Here is a 17,851-nt window from a genome sequence, read left to right as displayed (position 1 = left end):
GCAGGTTGGGGTCGATGGAAGTGCTGGTGGGCATTCTGTTGACCTGCGCCGTGGCGGCGACGACCTTGCGCACCGCGGTCTACAACAGTGCGGCGATGTCGACGGTGGGCACCGTGTTCTGCGGCGTTTTCGTGCAGGCGATTCCATTCCTGGTGCTCGGGGTGGTGGTCAGCGGACTGATCGCGGTGTTCGTGTCGCCGCAGCGGCTGGCGCGTTGGTTGCCGCGCCGGCCGGCGTTGGCGGTGGTGGCGGCCGGCCTGGGCGGGGTCGCGTTGCCGGGTTGCGAATGTGGCTCAGTCCCGTTGGCGCGGCGGTTGTTCGGCGACGGCGGGCCGACGGGAGCCGCGGCATTGACCTTCATGTTGGCCGCGCCGGCGATCAACCCGGTGGTCCTGGTGGCCACGGCGGTGGCGTTTCCGGGCGCCCCGAGGATGGTCTTCGCCCGCATGGGAGCGTCGCTGCTGACCGCGGTCGTCATGGGCTGGGTGTGGTCGCGGTGGGGCCGTGCGGACTGGATCACCCGTCGGCTGCCCGTCGCTGGAACACAGACCGAACCGCGCTGGGTGGTCTTCGCCGAGGCGGCCCGTCACGACTTCCTGCAGGCTGCATCGTATTTGGTGCTCGGTGCGGCCGCCGCGGCGTTGCTGCATGTGGCGGTGCCGCAGTGGGTGTTCGCGCATCTGGCGACCGACCCGGTCCTCGGGGTCGCGCTGATGGCCACCCTGGCGGTGGTGCTGGCGTTGTGTTCGGAGGCGGACGCGTTCGTGGCGGCCAGCATGACGATGGTCCCGCTGTTACCCCGGCTGGTGTTTCTCGTCGTCGGTCCGGCCGTTGACGTCAAGCTGTTCGCCATGCAGGTGGGCATGTTCGGCCGGGCGTTCGCCGCGCGCTTTGCGCCGTGCACCTTCGTGGTGGCCACGGCGAGTGCCTGTGCGATCGGGCTTTTCGTGTTGGGGGCCCGGTAATGAGTCGCGAAGCCGAGAACACCGTGTTGCTGTTGGTGGGCATCAGCATCGCCATGATCACCGGGTCGGGTGTGTTCACCCGTTACGTCAAGCCCGGGCTGTTGCCGTGGCTGGCCGTTTCGGCGGTGGTGCTCATCGGGTTGGCGCTGGTGGCGATCGTCGGCGATATCCGCCGGGGCGGGCCCCCGCCGAACGACGCGGCCGGCGATCACGGTCACGAGCATTCCCATCGGACCGGCATCGTCTGGTTGCTGGTGGTCGCGGTCGTGGTGCTGATGTTCGTGGCGCCCCCGACGCTGCGGCCCTCGGCCGCCGCTCCCTCCGTCACATCGGCGTCCAATAGTGTTGTGAACAAAACGTTTCCACCGTTGCCGCCCGGGCCGGCGCCGGAGGTCTCGCTGCCGGAGGTGCTGATGCGCGAGGCGCACGACACGACCGGTTCGTTGACGAACCGGACGATCACCGTCACCGGGTTCGTGCTCAACGAGGCGCAGGGCGTCGACCTCGGTCGCGTCGTCATCATCTGCTGCGCGGCCGACGCCCAGCTGGCCCGCATCCATCTGCGTGGCCCGGCCGCCGGGGGTGCGGCCGGCCTGCCGGACAACACCTGGCTTCGCGTCCAGGGCCAGGTGACTCCCGCACCACGGCAACCGAATTCGCCGGCGGTTCCCACGCTGCAGGCCACCGCGGTCAGCCAGATCGACGCCCCGCCCAATCCGTACGCGTACCCGCGTTGATCAATTCCGCCGGCTCGAACCGCCTGTCCAACGCTCATGCAGCCCGAGTTGACGGGGTACGGGTGTGATTTCCCACTGCCCGCGCTCCAGCCAATCGCGCAGTTCTGCGGCCGCGGCACGGTCGGCGATAGGGCCTATCCAATGCGCGGGGCCGCAGGCCACCCGGTCGTCGGTGCAAGGTTGCACCACGGCCATGACGCCGCCGCCGGTCGGTCGGGACGAACAGGTGAGTGGTCCGAGCATGCAGGCGGCCGAGACCAGCATGGAGCGCGGGCAGCGGCGGATCGTGGGGCGTAGTTCGTCGATCACCGACAGCTGATGGCCGACCGCGCAAGCGGCGCAGACGATTACGGTGAATGGGCGGTCGGTGCCGCGGCGCGCGGATGTCCAGAGGGACACCGACGCGGTCGTGGGTGCGCGGTTGCGAAGCCCGGGAACGCTGGTGGTCGAGCACCGGTTCGGCCGTCGGGAGTCGACACGTACCCCCTGGTCGTCGTCGAGGTCACCTCGGAATCACACCCGTTCTGGGCCGGCGGGGTCGCCGCATCGTCGACAGCGCGGGACAGGTCGAGAAGTTTCCCCGCCGCTACGCCGATAGTAATGCCACTATTGTGGACAGCAAGCGCAGTAGCCCGGCTCGGCAAAGCGTTGAGCGGCCCTGAAGCATCTCCTCCGCCATGCGCGCAACGGCATCAGGGTCGACATCGAGCCCGAAATGAATTGCCGCTTAGCTATACCGTTTCCAGCCCGGGTGGCATATCGATGCACACCCACCCGACCGGATCCGTTGCAGCAGAATCCAGCATGGCGCCGGGGACGCGGACCGCGAATTCGGCGAATCAGTCCTGGACCCGGACCAGGAATCCGCTCACGATAAGCGACCGGGCCAGCTCGATCTGCTCCTGCGCACCCAGTCCGGGAAGATCGCAAACCCGAAACGGCTCGGCGCTTCTCGCGATGAACAGCATCGCGGCTTTGTGGTCCGTCCCGGCGCGCACGGACAAACCCGCAAACCGCAGCGCAACACCGCCGTCAACGGCCCGCACGCGAGAATAGAGCGGTTGGTACTTCCGCACCAGTGTCTGTCCGTCGATTCGGGCGGCGTTCGAGGCCGGTCCGATTGGTGGGATTCGGCCGCGGCGGACCAGGCGATCCGCCAAGACGTCGAGACCTCTCGCGACGGCGCCCTGGTCCTCAACCGCTTTGACAGCGTCACGTAGGAGGTCGGCAAGGTCCGCCTGCACATCAGCGTCATCGAGGTGTCGCGGCGGCAGATATGCGTTCAGACGATCATCGTGGAATCGCTGCGCGGACAGCGCCGCGATGGCGAGCGTGAGCATGGTGGGCGGGTGGAATCCGACGGTCAGATGGGCGGATGGCTCTGAATTCGTCTCGGCCGCATGAACTTGGCCGCGTGGCAGATACAGCACGTCGCCGACTTCGAGGCGCAAGTCGGCTCGCAACGGGAGGCCGTCGATGGCAACAGCCTTGTTCTTCTCGGGTTGCAGCTCGCGCGGTGGCACAGAGGGGCCGTCGTACAAATGCCAAAGCTTAGATCCATGGACCTGCAAGAAAAACACGTCGTGGTCGTCGTAGTGGGGAATGAGCCCTTGTGTTTCGGGCGGGGTGATGTAGGCGTTGACCTGTATCGGGTAGTTCAGCTCGACCTCGATGGAGTGGGCCAACGACCCAACCGCGCGCATGTAGCGCTCGACGCCGCCCAAAATGATCGTGTAGCCATCGGCAAAGTCGTTGCGCACGCGGACAAGGTCCAGGCTGCCGTCAGCAAGCCGGTAGCTGTCGGAGCCTGACCTCCTGTCTTCCCCCTTGAGCAGGTGCACCGTCGATGGGTCCCGGCGAAAAAGCTCCAACAATTCCTCAATCGCCGACGGCGCCCGCAGCAGGCTATCGAAGTAGCCCGCGCAGCCGCGCTTGACGTGGTAATGCGTTGCCCCCCAAATCTCGTTGAGAAAGGTCTCTACCTCAAGGGGTTGAAGCAACCAGGCGAGCGACGGTTCGATGGCTACTCCTCGGCAAACGTCGTCGTGGTGGGCTGGTGAGAGTCCCGCGTTTTGGACATCCCAGTATGACGGATGGCTGCACCGCGGGCCTGCGGCTTTAGGAAAGTTCACCATTAGCGTTGTGCCCCATAGGGATTAGGCGCCCCAGCTTGGCGGCGTAGTGTGGGTCGGGTGCGAAGCGAAGGTGACACCTGGGATATCACCACAAGTGTGGGTTCGACCGCGTTGTTCGTGGCAACGGCGCGGGCATTGGAGGCGCAGAAACCCGACCCACTGGCCGTGGATCCATACGCGGAGGTCTTCTGCCGCGCCGTCGGCGGTTCGTGGGCCGACGTCCTCGACGGCAAGGACCCCGACCACCAGCTGAAGAGCGCCGACTTCGGGGAGCATTTCGTCAACTTCCAGGGCGCCCGCACCAGATACTTCGACGAATATTTCCGCCGCGCGGCGGACGCGGGGGTGCGGCAGGTGGTCGTCTTGGCGGCGGGTCTAGACTCGCGCGCCTACCGCTTGGACTGGCCGGCCGGGACGACGATCTTCGAGCTCGACCAGCCGCAGGTGCTCCACTTCAAGCGCGAGGTGCTTACCGGCGCCGGCGCCCAACCCCGCGCCGAGCGCCGTGAGATCGCCATCGATCTGCGGGAAGACTGGCCACAAGCCTTGTGCGCCAGCGGCTTTGATGCCGCGAAGCCTTCGGCATGGATCGCCGAGGGCCTGTTGGTCTATCTCCCGGCGACCGCCCAGGAGCAGCTGTTCACCGGTATCGACGGGCTGGCCGCTCAAGGCAGCCACGTCGCCGTCGAGGACGGCGCACCGATGAAGCCCCAGGACTACGACGCCGCCGTGGCCGAAGAGCGCGCGGCCACCGCGCAGGGCGACGGGCGCGTGTTCTTCCAGCTGGTTTATAACGAGCAGCACGCACCCGCCACCGAATGGTTCGGCAAGCACGGCTGGACCGCGGTCGGCACTCCGTTGGCCGACTACCTGCGCGAGGTCGGCCGCCCCGTGCCCGGGCCCGACACCGAGGCCGGCCCGATGGTCGCGCGCAACACCCTGGTGAGCGCCGTCCGAGCCTGACGCATCGAGCCGGAAGCCGACCATGATCGCTGTTCGCGGCCCGGTTTCGATGAGTTCTCCTTGAATTGGGCGCCCGCCGGAACTTCTTCGGGTCGCCGCCCGACTACTAACGGGCTGATCCTTGCGCCGCCGACAGCCCGGCGGTTGCCGACATCGCCCGGCGAGGAGTCTCTGGCATGGCGCCACGCGTTGTTGCTCATCGCCCGGTCGCGCCACCACCCCTGGTGGCGGGTGGGCGGGCATGACCGCGCCGATCTGGATGGCATTGGCCCCGGAGGTCCACTCCACGTTGCTGAGCAGCGGTCCTGGGCCGGCTGGCCTCTTGGCCGCGGCCGCATCCTGGACTTCTTTGAGTGAGACCTACGCGTCGGCCGCCGACGAACTGAGTGCGACGTTGGCCGCGGCGCAGGCCGGGGCGTGGCAGGGGCCCAGTGCCGAGCGATACGTGGCCGCGCATCTGCCCTACCTGGCCTGGCTGGTGCAGGCCAGCGCCAACAGCGCGGCCATGGCTGCCCAGCACGAAGTCGCGGCCACCGCCTACACCGCGGCGTTGGCCGCGATGCCGACCCTGCCGGAACTGGCCGCCAACCACGTCGTCCACGGGGCATTGGTAGCGACCAATTTTTTCGGGATCAACACGATTCCCATCGCGGTCAACGAAGCCGACTACGCGCGGATGTGGGTCCAGGCGGCCACCACGATGACCACCTACCAGGCGGTCTCCACCGCCGCGGTGGCTTCGGCGCCGCAGACAGGGCCCGCGCCACAAATCGTGCAAGCAACCGACAGCGGCCAAGACAGTGACGACGACGGAATCGTCGACAATGACGGTGGTAACCCGTACCAGCTGAGCTGGTGGGTAAATCGATTCCTCGAGATTTTCCAGACTATAGGAAGAGATTTAGCGGAGTTTCCCACGGACCCAGCTGACGCATTAGAGGATTTGGTACAAGACATTTTCGGGCCCGCCGGACTCATCGCAGACGAGTTCACCCACCTGGGCGAGGCCCTTCAGGCGTTCCCGCAGCTTGCTGCCCTTCCGTTGATCGTGCCAGGTGGATTTGCGGGGGGCATAGCAGGTTTAAGTCTGATGGCCGGAATCCAGCCAGCCCCAGCTCCCGACCCCGCGCCGGCACCGGTGGCTCCGCCACCCAATGTGCCTGTCGTCAGCGGCGCTCCGGTCGCCGTTAGCGCTGCCCCGGCCACGGCGCCGGCACCGTCTTCTACCCCGACGTCGGCCCCGTCACCCGCGCCAGCCTCGGCGCCGGCAACCCCAGCCCCGCCGCCGCCGCCGTCCACCGGTGCCGAGGCAGCCGCCTTCCCGTACCTGGTCGGTGGGCCCGGCATTGGCACCGGCTCCGGTATGGGCAGCGGCGCGCAGCGTAAGGCGCCCGAGCCGGATGCCGCCGCGGCAGCCGCACCGGCCGCGGCATCGGTGTCCGAAAGACAGCGGGCGCGGCGGCAACGTCGGGCGACGATGCAAGACCACTACCGCGGCTACGAGTTCATGGATCCGGAACCGGACGTCGGGCCGGAACCCGACCTCGGCTTGCCGATCGCATCGGATCGGGGCGCGGGGTCGCTGGGCTTTGCCGGAACCGCGCCCGCGCAGACCCCCGAGGCTGCGGGGCTGACCACGCTGACGGGTGGCCAGTTCGGCGACGGGCCCTCCGTGCCGATGTTGCCGGGCAGCTGGGAGGGCGAATAGCGCGGAACTTTTCGAGCCCGGCGGCCGACTACTGGCTGCGTGATCGTTGCACCGGTTACCCGTCGTGGCGGTCGTCCAGGCTCACCCCGATCGTCAAGGAGTCGTTGCTATGACCACGCCCGTGCGGACGGTGTCGTCCCTGATCCGCTCGACCGTGGCGGGCGGGCGCGGGGCGGACCGGGCGAGTTGATAATGAAAATGATTTTCATTAATGTGGTGCCTTGCTGTGAGGGCACCGGCCGCGCGGCTGTGAGTATGCCGAAAATACGGGAAAAAGCTAACGGTAACGTCCTCAACAGCGGTAAAAGAAGGTCAGCGCAGTGGTGAGCCGGACAGGCCCAAACGTCTCGACAGTTAGCTTATGCAATGCTAACTTCAGGCGGGTTAGGTTAGGGGAGACTACATTCATGAAAAGACGCGGCCGTGGAACTCGGTGACACCGGCATGCTCACAGCTCAGCCCGTTAATTCGCGTGTGGACGCGCGGGTTGACGAGGACGTCGTCAGCCGGTTCGCCACCTGCTGCCGCGCTCTGGGTGTGGTCGTCTACCAACGTCAGCGTCCCGCCGATCTGACCGCCGCTCGCTCCGGTTTCACCGCGCTGACCCGCATCGCCCACGACCAGTGCGACGCGTGGACGGGCCTGGCGGCGGCCGGCGACGTGTCGCTGCGGGTGCTCGAGTCGGTGTCGCGCACCGCAGCGACGGCGGGCACGCTACAGCGCCAGGTCGATCTGGCGCCCGGGTCGTTGGGCTTCCGCTACGACACCGGACTGTATCTACAGTTTCGCGCAGAGGCACCGGACGACTTCCATCTCGCCTACGCGGCGTCGCTGGCAACGGCCGGGCGATTTGCTGACGCCGACCAGATCGTCGCTCGCCTGACCGCCGGCCGCCCGAACTGGCGCGAGGCCCGTTGGGTGTCCGTCGTCATCAACTACCGCGCCGAGCGCTGGTCGGACGTCGTCAAGCTGCTGACCCCGATCGTCAACGACGCGGACCTCGACGACGCGTTCTCGCACGCCGCTAAAATCGCCCTGGGCACCGCCCTGGCCCGGCTTGGCATGTTCGCCCCCTCGTTGTCGTATCTGGAGGAGCCCGACGGTCCCGTCGCGGTGGCCGCCGTCGACGGCGCGCTGGCCAAGGCGCTGGTGCTGCGCGCGCATGTGGACGAGGACTCGGCAAGCGAAGTGCTGCAGGATCTGTATGCCGCTCATCCCGAGAACGAACAAGTCGAACAGGCCCTGACCGACACCAGTTTCGGCATCGTGACCACCACGGCGGCCCGCATCGAAGCCCGCACCGATCCCTGGGATGTCGAAACCGAGCCCAGCGCAGAGGATTTCGTCGACCCTGCCGCACACGAACGCAAGGCGGTGCTGCTGCACGAGGCCGAGCGTCAGCTGGCCGAGTTCATCGGACTCGATGAGGTCAAGAACCAGGTGTCGCGGCTGAAGAGTTCGGTCGCCATGGAGCTGGTTCGTAAGCAGCGTGGCCTCGCGGTCGCGCAGCGCGCCCACCACCTGGTCTTCGCCGGGCCGCCCGGAACCGGTAAGACCACGATCGCCCGCGTGGTCGCCAAAATCTATTGCGGCTTGGGGCTTTTGAAGCGGGAAAACATTCGAGAGGTCCACCGCGCCGACCTCATCGGCCAGCACATCGGCGAGACCGAGGCCAAGACCAACGCGATCATCGACAGCGCGCTGGACGGCGTGCTGTTCCTCGACGAGGCCTACGCGCTGGTTGCCACGGGCGCCAAGAACGACTTCGGCCTGGTCGCCATCGACACCCTGCTGGCGCGCATGGAGAACGACCGCGACCGCCTGGTGGTCATCATCGCCGGATACCGTGCGGACCTGGACAAGTTCCTGGATACCAACGAGGGCTTGCGTTCTCGGTTCACCCGCAACATCGACTTCCCTTCCTACGCGCCGTCGGAGTTGGTCGAGATCGCGAACACAATGGCCGAGCAGCGCGACAGCATCTTCGAACAGGCTGCGCTGCAACACATGGAGGCGCTGTTCACGAAGTTGGCAACCGAGTCGACCCCGGATGCCAACGGAATCTCGCGACGCAACCTGGACATCGCCGGTAACGGTCGATTCGTCCGAAACATCGTCGAACGCTCCGAGGAAGAGCGAGAGTTCCGGCTCGACCATTCGGAACACGCCGGAACCGGCGAATTCAGTGACGAGGAGCTGATGACGATCACCGACGACGACGTCGCACGTTCGGTTGAGCCGCTGCTGCGCGGCCTTGGCCTGTCGGTGCCGGCATGAGCTCCAACAACGAGTCCGACGAACGCCGTTCGTTCACCTCCCGCACGCCGGTCAACGACAACCCCGACCAGGTCGAGTACCGCCGCGGTTTCGTCACCCGCCACCAGGTCACCGGCTGGCGGTTCGTGATGCGCCGGATCGCCTCGGGTATCGCCTTGCACGACACCAGAATGCTGGTCGACCCGCTGCGCACGCAGTCACGCGCGGTGGCCATGGGCGCGGTCCTGCTGGTCACCGGCTTGGCGGGTTGCTTCGTGTTCTCACTGATCCGGCCCAGCGGCACGGTGGGCACCAACGCCGTACTGGCCGACCGCTCGACCGCCGCGCTGTATGTCCGTGTCGGTGACGACCTGCACCCGGTGCTCAACTTGACGTCAGCCCGGCTGATCACCGGCCACGCGGTCGATCCCACCATGGTGAAAAGCAGTGAGCTGGATCGCTTTCCGCGTGGCAACCTGATCGGCATCCCCGGTGCGCCGGAGCGCATGGTGCAAAACCCCTCGCACGACGCGAACTGGACGGTGTGCGACGCCGTCAGCGAGCCGGCCCAGGGCGGGCACGCCGCCCACAGCACCGGGGTCACGGTGATCGCGGGCCGGCCGGACAGCAGCGGTGCGCGCGCGGCGACGCTCCCGTCGCAGCAGGCGATCCTCGTCGAGCGGGACGGCAGCACCTGGCTGTTGTGGGAAGGCAGGCGCTCGCAGATCAACCTGACCGACCACGCGATCACGAACGCACTCGGCCTGGCGCAGAACAACTCCGAGGTGCCCGCGCCCCGGCCCATCGCGCTGGGCTTGTTCAACGCGATACCGGAAGGGCCGGCGCTGACGGCGCCCGCCATCCCGAACGCCGGCGCGCCGGCACCGTTCAGCGTGCCGGCACCGATCGGGGCGGTGGTGGTCTCCTACGCCCTGGATCAGAGTTCCTCGGGTGCACCGCGCTACTACGCGGTGCTGCCCGACGGCCTTCAGCAGATCTCACCGGTGCTCGCCGCGATCCTGCGCAACACCAATTCCTATGGGCTGGACCAACCGCCCCGGCTGGGCGCCGACGCGGTGGCCAAGCTGCCGGTGTCGCGGATGCTGGACACCGCGCGGTACCCGGATCAACAGGTCAGCGTGGTCGACGCGGGCAAGTCCCCCGTCACGTGCGCCTACTGGAGCAAGCCGGCCGGGGCCGCGACCAGCTCGCTGAACCTGATGTCCGGTTCGGCGCTGCCGATCGCGGAGTCGATCCGCACCGTCGATCTGGTGGGCGGCGGCGCCGCGACGAATGGTTTAGTGGCCACCCGCGTCGCTTTGGCTCCGGGCACCGGCTACTTCACCCAGACCGTCGGCGGCGGCCCGGACTCGCCGGGCACCGGGTCGTTGTTCTGGGTCTCTGACACCGGTGTCCGCTACGGCATCGACAACGAGTCAGAGCACTCCGCCGCCGGACACGGCAAAACAGTTGAGGCCCTTGGCCTTAACGGATCACCGGTCCCCGTTCCGTGGTCGGTGTTGTCGCTGTTCGCGAATGGTCCGACGTTATCGCGCGCCGACGCGCTGCTGGCACATGACGGGTTGACGCCCGATCAGAAGCCCGGCCGTGTGGCATCTGCCGAGGGAGCCCCCCGATGAGCCGACTGATCTTCGAAGCGCGCCGGCGCCTGGCGCCGCCGGTCACCCGCAAGGGGACCATCGCCATCGAGGCACCACCCGAACTGCCCCGGGTGATTCCGCCGTCGTTCCTGCGCCGGGCGATGCCCTACGTGCTGGTGATCCTGATCGTCGGCATGATCGTCGCCCTGTTCGCCACCGGAATGCGGCTGATCTCCCCGCAGACCCTGTTCTTCCCGTTCGTGCTGTTGCTCGCCGCCACCGCCATGTATCGCGGTGGCGACAACAAGATGCGCACCGAGGAGGTCGACGCCGAGCGCGCCGATTACCTGCGTTACCTGTCGGTGGTCCGGGACAACATCCGCACCCAGGCCACCGCGCAGCGCGCCGCGGCGCAGTGGTCCCACCCGGAGCCGTCCGCGCTGGCGACCGTGCCGGGATCGCGTCGCCAGTGGGAGCGTGACCCGCACGATCCTGATTTCCTGGTGCTGCGGGCCGGCCGCCACCAGGTGCCGCTGGCCACCGCCCTGCGGGTCAATGACACCGCGGACGAAATCGACCTGGAGCCGGTGTCGCACAGCGCGTTACGCAGCCTGCTCGACACCCATCGCACCGTGCGCGACGTGCCGACCGGAATCGACCTGACCAAGGTCTCCCGGATCACCGTGCTGGGCGCGGAAGACGAGGCGCGGGCGGCGTTGCGCGCCTGGGTCGCTCAGGCGGTGACCTGGCACGACCCGACCGTGCTCGGGATCGCGCTGGTGGCCCCGAATCTGGAGAGCCCGGACTGGTCCTGGCTGAAGTGGTTGCCGCACATCGACATTCCGGGTGAGCTCGACGGGGTCGGGCCGGCGCGGTTCATGTCGACCAGCGCCGACGACCTGGTCGCCAGCCTGGGTTCGGCTCTGGTCGACCGTCCGGCGTTCACCGGCGAGCCCGCCGATGCGCTCCGTCACCTGCTGATCGTCATCGATGACCCCGACTACGACCTCAACGCGTCGACGCTGGCGCTGGGCCGCGCGGGTGTCACCGTCGTGCAGCGCAGCGCCACGGCGCCGAACCGTGAGCAGTATTCGGATCCGGAAAAGCCGATCCTGCGCGTCTCCGGGCGGGACGGCGGCGGCCGCGCGGTCGCCATCGAGCGCTGGCAGACCGGCGGCTGGCAGCCCTACATCGACAACGCCGACCAGTTCGACGCCGACGAGGCCGCGCATTTGGCGCGCCAGTTGGCACGCTGGGACTCCAACCCGACCCACACCGGCCTGCGCTCCGCGGCCACCCGCGGTGCCACGTTCACCACGATGCTGGGCATTTCGGATGCCTCGGCGCTGGACGTGCCGACGCTGTGGGCGCCGCGCCGCCGCGAGGACGAGCTGCGCGTTCCGATCGGGGTCACCGCGACCGGTGAGCCGTTGATGTTCGACCTCAAGGACGAAGCCGAGGGCGGCATGGGCCCGCACGGGCTGATGATCGGTATGACGGGTTCGGGTAAGTCCCAGACCCTGATGTCGATCCTGTTGTCGCTGTTGACGACTCACTCGGCGGATCGGTTGATCGTCATTTATGCCGACTTCAAGGGTGAGGCCGGCGCCGACAGCTTCCGTAATTTCCCGCAAGTGGTCGCCGTGATCTCCAACATGGCCGAGAAGAAGTCACTGGCCGACCGGTTCGCCGACACGCTGCGCGGCGAGGTGGCTCGCCGGGAGACGCTGCTCCGGGAAGCGGGCCGCCAGGTCCAGGGCAGCGCGTTCAACTCGGTGGTGGAGTACGAGGCCGCCATCGCCGCCGGGCATGACCTGCCGCCGATTCCGACGCTGTTCGTGGTCGCCGACGAGTTCACCCTGATGCTGGCCGATCACCCGGAGTACGCGGAGCTGTTCGATTACGTTGCGCGTAAAGGCCGCTCGTTCCGCATCCACATCCTGTTCGCGTCGCAGACGCTGGATGTCGGCAAGATCAAGGACATCGACAAGAACACCTCCTACCGCATCGGTTTAAAGGTGGCCAGCCCCAGCGTTTCCCGCCAGATCATCGGCGTGGAGGACGCCTATCACATCGAATCCGGCAAGGAGCACAAGGGCTTGGGCTTTTTGGTGCCCGCCCCGGGGGCGACCCCGATCAAGTTCCGCAGCACCTATGTCGACGGCATCTACGACCCGCCGAAGAAGGCCAAATCCTTTGTGGCGCCGTCTATTCCGGAGCCGAAGCTGTTCACGGCCGGGCGCGTCGAACCGGATCAGGACACCGTGATCACCGCCGCCGAGGAAGACGAACTGACCGGGCCGCCGCGCAAGCTGATCGCCACCATCGGCGACCAGTTGGCCGGCTACGGCCCGCGGGCGCCGCAGCTGTGGCTGCCGCCGCTGGACGAGCCGATCCCGTTGACCGCCATGCTGGCCCGCGCCGGCGTGCCGCCCCGGCAGTGGCAGTGGCCACTCGGCGAGATCGACAAGCCGTTTGAGATGCGCCGCGACCCGCTGGTGTTCGACGCCGCCTCGTCGGCCGGAAACATGGTGATCCACGGCGGCCCGAAATCGGGCAAATCGACCGCGCTGCAGACGTTCATCCTTTCCGCGGCCAACCTGCACTCGCCGCGCGAGGTCACCTTCTACTGCCTGGACTACGGCGGCGGCAAGCTGCGGGCGCTCGAAGACCTGGCCCACGTCGGCAGCGTGGCCTCGGCGCTGGAGCCCGAACGCATCCGGCGCACCTTCGGAGAACTCGAACAGTTGCTGCTGTCGCGCCAGCGACGAGAGGCGTTCCGGGATAAGCACGGCGCTGCCCCTGACGACGGGTTCGGCGAGGTGTTCCTGGTCATCGACAACCTCTACGCGTTCGGCCGGGACAACACCGACCAGTTCAACACCCGAAACCCGTTGCTGGCCAGGGTTAGCGAGCTGGTCAACATCGGTCTTGCGTACGGGATCCACGTCGTCATCACCACCCCCAGCTGGCTTGAGGTGCCGTTGGCCATGCGCGACGGCCTCGGATTGCGGCTCGAACTCAAGCTGCACGACCCGCGGGACAGCAACGTGCGGCTGGTCGGCGCGCTGCGTCGGCCCGCCGAGGCGGTGCCGCACGATCAGCCCGGCCGTGGATTGACCATGGCCGCGGAGCATTTCCTGTTCGCCGCTCCGGAGCTGGACCAGGTGGCCGCACTCAATGCGCGCTACCCGGGCCTGACCGCACCGCCGGTGCGGCTGTTGCCGACCAACCTGGTGCCAGAGTCGGTCGGGTCGCTGTATCGCGGGCCGGAGCAGGTCGTCATCGGTCAGCGCGAGGAAGATCTCGCGCCGGTGGTGGTCAACTTCGCCGAGGATCCGCTGCTGATGGTGTTCGGCGACAGCAAGTCCGGGAAGACCACCCTGCTGCGTCACCTCATTCGCACGGTGCGCGAGCACTCCACCCCCGATCAGGTGGCCTTCACGGTGCTGGATCGGCGGCTGCACCTCGTCGACGAGCCGTTGTTCGCCGACAACGAGTACACCGCCAACATCGACCGCATCATCCCGGCGATGCTGGGGCTGGCCAACCTGATCGAATCGCGCCGGCCACCGGCCGGCCTGTCGCCCGGGGAGCTGGCCCATTGGCGGTATGCGGGCCACACCCACTATCTGATCATCGACGACGTCGACCAGATATCGGATTCGCCGGCGATGAGCGGCCCCTACGTCGGGCAGCGCCCGTGGTCTCCGCTGATCGGATTGCTTTCGCAAGCAGCCGATCTGGGGCTGCGGGTGATCGTCACCGCACGCGCCACCGGATCGGGGCACGCGTTGATGACCAACCCGCTGCTGCGCCGGTTCAACGACTTGCAGGCGACCACGTTGATGCTGGCGGGTAACCCGCAGGACAGCGGCAAGATTCGTGGTCAACGGTTCGGCCGGTTGCCCGCCGGGCGGGCGATCCTGCTGGGCGACAGCGATGCTCCGACATACGTGCAGTTGGTCAACCCATTGGTCGGGGAGTCCGTGATAGAGGGCGCTGCAGACGGTTTCGCCCACTGAAGTTTATCCAAGTCCGAACAGAAGGACCAGGAAAGGAGTAGCCATGACCCTACGAGTGGTTCCCGAGGGACTGGCCGCGACCAGCGCGGCGGTGGAGGCCCTCACGGCACGGCTGGCGGCCGCGCATGCGGCGGCGGCACCGGCGATCACCGCGGTGGTGCCGCCGGCGGTCGATCCGGTATCGCTGCAAACGGCCGTCGGATTCAGCGCCCAGGGCCAGGAGCACTCCGCCATGGCCGCGCAGGGCGTCGAAGAGCTTGGCCGCGCCGGCGTCGGCGTCGGGCAGGCCGGCGCAAGCTATCTCGCGGGCGACACCGCGGCCGCTGCGACGTTTGGCATCGCGGGCGCCTGACCATGACATCCCCCTTCGGACCCTTCTGGATGGCTTCGCCACCCGAGGTGCATTCGGCGTTGCTCAGCGCCGGTCCGGGCCCGGGGCCGCTGTTGGCGGCCGCCGGCGCCTGGACCTCGCTGAGCACCCAATACGCCTCGGCGGCAGCCGAACTCAGTGGGTTGTTGGGGGAGGCCCAGGCCGGCGCCTGGGAGGGGCCGAGTGCCGAGCAGTATGTGGCGGCCCACGTGCCGTACCTGGCGTGGCTGCAGCAGGCCACCGTCGACAGCGCGGGTGCCGCCGCGCAGCAGGAGGTCGCGGCGACGGCGTATACGGCCGCATTGGCCGCCATGCCGACGCTGGCGGAACTGGCCACCAATCACACCGTGCACGCAGTGCTGGTGGGAACGAATTTCTTTGGCATCAACACCATTCCGATCGCGGTCAACGAGGCCGACTACGCGCGGATGTGGGTCCAGGCGGCCACCACCATGGGGACCTACCAGGCCGTGTCGGGCTCGGCTTTGGCCGCGGCGCCGCGCACCACAGCGGCGCCCGCCATCGTCAATCCCGGCGGCCAGACCAACAGCCTGGTGTCCAATGCCACGCAGAACAGCCCCGGGGACTGGTGGCAGAACTTCATCCAGCAGCTGTCGAAGTTCCTGCAGGACTTCTTCCAGAACATCCAGCAGATGATGCAGAACTTCTTCTCGAATCTGCCGGCGTTCCTGGCGGCCAACGGGCCGCTGCTGTTCTTCGTTGCCTACCAGGTGTTCTTCAATGCCGTCGGCTGGCCGACCTGGGGTGCGATCCTCACCGCACCGTTCCTGATCCCGCTACTGCTGGGCATCGGGCTCAGCTCCCTGCTCACCACGCCGGTCGTCGAGGCCGTGCCGGACGCCGCCCCCGCCGTGGTGGCGCCTGTGCTGACGTCGAACAAGCCGTCCATGCTGCCGGCGGTCGCGCTGGCCCCGACGGTGGCGACGCCGGCCGGGGCCCCGGCCGGCACGGTTGCCGCGGGATCCGGTGCGCCCGCCGCGCCGGCGCCCGCGGCCGCGGCCGGCAACTTCGCCTACCTGATCGCCATGGGCGGTGACCCCGACGCCGGCGTCGGCCCCACCCTGACTGGCCGCGGCGGGGCCAAGGCTCCGGCGGCGACCATCCCGGCGGCCGGTGCCGCGGCGGCGAGCCGGGCCGAGTCCCGGGCGCGGCGCCGGCGCCGCGGCGCACTGCACGACCACGCCGACGAGTTCGCGGATATGGACTCCGATTTCGGTGTCCCGCCGGATTTCGGCGACGAGGAGGAGCTGGCCGCGGCCCTCGTGTCCGCCCAGGGGGCCGGTCCGCTGGGGTTCACCGGAACCACGCAGCGACACAAGGCGTTTCAGGCGGCCGGATTGACCAAGCTGGCCGACGACGACTTCGGCGGCGGCCCGCGCATGCCGATGGTGCCCGGCACCTGGGAGCACGAAGCCGGTAACGAAGCGGGCCCGGCCGAGCCGGGGAAAGGGGGGTGAGGCGGTCAGCCAGATGCAGGTGAATTACCGAAACCCCAACGGACGCAACAGAAAGGAATCAACATGAGTATGTTGGACGCTCACATTCCGCAGTTGGTAGCCGCCCAGTCGGCCTTCAGCGCCAAGGCGGCGCTGATGCGGAGCACGATCAGCCAGGCCGAGCAGGAGGCGATGTCGGCGCAGGCGTTCCACCAGGGCGAGTCATCGGCCGCCTTCCAGGCCGCGCACGCTCGGTTCGTCGAGGTCGCCGCGCGTGTCAACACCCTGCTGGACATCGCCCAGGCCAACCTCGGGGACGCCGCCGGGACCTACGTGGCCGCGGACGCCGCCGCCGCATCCGGCTACACCGCATTCTGATCTCACCGATAGCAACCGCGAAAGGACTTGTCATGTCGCAGATCATGTACAACTACCCGGCGATGCTGAGCCACGCCGCCGACATGTCCGGCTACGCCGGCACCATGCAGGGGCTCGGTTCCGATATCGCCAGCGAGCAGGCCACGTTGTCCAACGCCTGGCAGGGTGACACCGGTATGACCTACCAGGTGTGGCAGGCCCAGTGGAACCAGGCGATGGAAAGCCTGGTGCGCGCATACCAGTCGATGGCGAGCACCCACGAGGCGAACACCATGTCGATGCTGGCGCGCGACCAGGCCGAAGCCGCCAAATGGGGCGGTTAGTCCGCAGCTGAATGAACGCGTCACCCAACGCCGTCGAGCTGACGGTCGATCACGCGTGGTTCATCGCGGAAACGATTGGGGCGGGGAGCTTTCCCTGGGTGCTGGCAATCACCTCGCCCTATCGTGATGCCGCGGAACGCAACGCGTTCCTCGACCGTCAGAAGGCTGAGCTGATCGATCTCGGTCTGGTCTCGGAAGGCGGACTCGTCAACCCTGCGGTGGCAGAGTGGATCAAAGTGGTGTGTTTTCCCGAGCGGTGGCTGGACTTGCGTTATGTCGGCCCCGCCAAGGAAACCGGTGAGGGCAGCGGTGCGGAGTTGCTGCGCGGCGTCGTCGCGCAGCGCACCGGGGTGGCCGGCAAGCCGTCGCTCACCGTGGTCGCGTTGCGCAGCGCGCAGCTGATCACGTTCACCGCGATGGACATCGACGATCCACGTGCGCTGGTCCCGGTGCTCACCGTCGGCCTGGCGCAGCGCCCGCCCGCCCGGTTCGACGAGTTCAGCCTGCCGACGCGGGTCGGTGCCCGAGCCGACGAACGACTGCGTTCGGGCGCCCCGCTCACCGAAGTGCTTGACTTCCTAGGTATTCCGCAATCGGCACGACGGGTGGTGGAATCGGTGTTCAACGGACCTCGCAGCTACGTCGAGATCGTTGCCGGCTGCCACCGCGACGGCCGGCACTCCACCAGCGAGGTGGGGCTGAGCATCGTCGACGCACGCGAGGGGCGGGTGGTGGTCAGTCCGTCCCGCGCGTTCGACGGCGAGTGGGTGTCAACCTTCGCGCCCGGAACACCCTTCGCGATCGCCGTCGCGATTGAACAACTGACCGCCCTACTGCCAGACGCCGGATGGTTCTCCGAACACCGGCTGGCCCGAGATTTCTCCGTCCAACACACATAGTAAAAGAGAAGAGAGCACGATGTTCGAGCAACGG

Annotated in this window: 13 protein-coding genes and 1 pseudogene; 13 read left to right on the top strand and 1 reads right to left on the bottom strand. The window is 67.7% G+C overall.

Features of this window, described 5'->3' with window-relative positions; all coding sequences use genetic code 11:
- Window positions 1-14 precede the first annotated feature (14 nt).
- The 3 genes and pseudogenes from G6N50_RS17770 to rpmE all read left to right on the top strand — a co-directional run.
- Entirely contained in the window at window positions 15-965 is a 951-nt protein-coding gene (locus G6N50_RS17770) for a permease (protein WP_276053282.1), read from the top strand.
- Window positions 965-1,702, top strand: a complete 738-nt coding sequence (locus tag G6N50_RS17765) for a TIGR03943 family putative permease subunit (RefSeq protein ID WP_083096735.1) — start codon at window positions 965-967, stop codon at window positions 1,700-1,702. The genes G6N50_RS17770 and G6N50_RS17765 overlap by 1 nt, the downstream gene beginning before the upstream one ends.
- A gap of 474 nt (window positions 1,703-2,176) precedes the next feature.
- Window positions 2,177-2,364 (top strand): annotated as a pseudogene (gene rpmE, locus G6N50_RS29450) (50S ribosomal protein L31); the annotation flags it as partial.
- Window positions 2,365-2,541: 177 nt separating this feature from the next.
- Here rpmE and G6N50_RS17750 read toward each other — a convergent pair.
- Window positions 2,542-3,837, bottom strand: coding sequence for a cupin domain-containing protein (locus G6N50_RS17750; RefSeq protein ID WP_083096740.1), 1,296 nt, complete (start codon window positions 3,835-3,837; stop codon window positions 2,542-2,544).
- Between the two features lie 57 nt (window positions 3,838-3,894).
- On the opposite strand from G6N50_RS17750, the gene G6N50_RS17745 reads away from it, so the two are divergent.
- From G6N50_RS17745 to G6N50_RS17700, 10 genes are all read left to right on the top strand, one after another.
- A complete protein-coding gene (locus G6N50_RS17745; RefSeq protein WP_083096742.1) occupies window positions 3,895-4,800 on the top strand; it encodes a class I SAM-dependent methyltransferase in 906 nt (301 codons plus the stop codon).
- 241 nt (window positions 4,801-5,041) lie between these two features.
- Window positions 5,042-6,508, top strand: a complete 1,467-nt coding sequence (locus G6N50_RS17740) for a PPE family protein (RefSeq protein ID WP_083096743.1) — start codon at window positions 5,042-5,044, stop codon at window positions 6,506-6,508.
- A 423-nt stretch (window positions 6,509-6,931) separates the two neighbouring features.
- Complete coding sequence (gene eccA3, locus G6N50_RS17735; protein WP_083096748.1) at window positions 6,932-8,785, top strand: type VII secretion system ESX-3 AAA family ATPase EccA3; 1,854 nt, start codon at window positions 6,932-6,934, stop codon at window positions 8,783-8,785.
- Window positions 8,782-10,404, top strand: coding sequence for a type VII secretion protein EccB (gene eccB / locus G6N50_RS17730; RefSeq protein ID WP_083096750.1), 1,623 nt, complete (start codon window positions 8,782-8,784; stop codon window positions 10,402-10,404). Before eccA3 ends, eccB begins: the two co-directional genes overlap by 4 nt.
- Window positions 10,401-14,390: a type VII secretion protein EccCa gene (gene eccCa, locus G6N50_RS17725; protein WP_083096753.1), complete on the top strand. Its 3,990-nt coding sequence runs from the start codon at window positions 10,401-10,403 to the stop codon at window positions 14,388-14,390. The genes eccB and eccCa overlap by 4 nt, the downstream gene beginning before the upstream one ends.
- A 43-nt stretch (window positions 14,391-14,433) precedes the next feature.
- The gene (locus tag G6N50_RS17720) at window positions 14,434-14,742 is read left to right on the top strand and encodes a PE family protein (RefSeq protein ID WP_065027779.1); all 309 of its coding nucleotides are present in this window, start codon (window positions 14,434-14,436) and stop codon (window positions 14,740-14,742) included.
- A 2-nt stretch (window positions 14,743-14,744) separates the two neighbouring features.
- Complete coding sequence (locus G6N50_RS17715; RefSeq protein ID WP_179970027.1) at window positions 14,745-16,238, top strand: PPE family protein; 1,494 nt, start codon at window positions 14,745-14,747, stop codon at window positions 16,236-16,238.
- 63 nt (window positions 16,239-16,301) lie between these two features.
- Window positions 16,302-16,595 (top strand): type VII secretion system protein EsxG, encoded by a 294-nt coding sequence (gene esxG / locus G6N50_RS17710; protein WP_007768837.1) that lies wholly within the window; start codon window positions 16,302-16,304, stop codon window positions 16,593-16,595.
- A 32-nt stretch (window positions 16,596-16,627) separates the two neighbouring features.
- Window positions 16,628-16,918 carry a WXG100 family type VII secretion target gene (locus G6N50_RS17705; protein ID WP_007768835.1) on the top strand — a complete coding sequence of 97 codons (291 nt, stop codon included), beginning with the start codon at window positions 16,628-16,630 and terminating at the stop codon, window positions 16,916-16,918.
- 11 nt (window positions 16,919-16,929) lie between these two features.
- Window positions 16,930-17,817, top strand: a complete 888-nt coding sequence (locus tag G6N50_RS17700; protein ID WP_083096755.1) for an ESX secretion-associated protein EspG — start codon at window positions 16,930-16,932, stop codon at window positions 17,815-17,817.
- Window positions 17,818-17,851: the final 34 nt, after the last annotated feature.

Source organism: Mycobacterium mantenii (assembly GCF_010731775.1).
Lineage (GTDB): Bacteria > Actinomycetota > Actinomycetes > Mycobacteriales > Mycobacteriaceae > Mycobacterium > Mycobacterium mantenii.
Note: the sequence above shows the minus strand (reverse complement) of the source record. Positions and strands in the feature narration are given on the sequence as shown.

Coding starts and splice junctions, on each gene's coding strand:
- eccB (WP_083096750.1), top strand. CDS start 8,782: ATGAGCTCCAACAACGAGTCCGACGAACGCCGTTCGTTCACCTCCCGC.
- esxG (WP_007768837.1), top strand. CDS start 16,302: ATGAGTATGTTGGACGCTCACATTCCGCAGTTGGTAGCCGCCCAGTCG.
- G6N50_RS17750 (WP_083096740.1), bottom strand. CDS start 3,837: ATGGTGAACTTTCCTAAAGCCGCAGGCCCGCGGTGCAGCCATCCGTCA.
- G6N50_RS17765 (WP_083096735.1), top strand. CDS start 965: ATGAGTCGCGAAGCCGAGAACACCGTGTTGCTGTTGGTGGGCATCAGC.
- G6N50_RS17715 (WP_179970027.1), top strand. CDS start 14,745: ATGACATCCCCCTTCGGACCCTTCTGGATGGCTTCGCCACCCGAGGTG.
- G6N50_RS17700 (WP_083096755.1), top strand. CDS start 16,930: ATGAACGCGTCACCCAACGCCGTCGAGCTGACGGTCGATCACGCGTGG.
- eccCa (WP_083096753.1), top strand. CDS start 10,401: ATGAGCCGACTGATCTTCGAAGCGCGCCGGCGCCTGGCGCCGCCGGTC.
- G6N50_RS17705 (WP_007768835.1), top strand. CDS start 16,628: ATGTCGCAGATCATGTACAACTACCCGGCGATGCTGAGCCACGCCGCC.
- G6N50_RS17740 (WP_083096743.1), top strand. CDS start 5,042: ATGACCGCGCCGATCTGGATGGCATTGGCCCCGGAGGTCCACTCCACG.
- G6N50_RS17720 (WP_065027779.1), top strand. CDS start 14,434: ATGACCCTACGAGTGGTTCCCGAGGGACTGGCCGCGACCAGCGCGGCG.
- G6N50_RS17770 (WP_276053282.1), top strand. CDS start 15: ATGGAAGTGCTGGTGGGCATTCTGTTGACCTGCGCCGTGGCGGCGACG.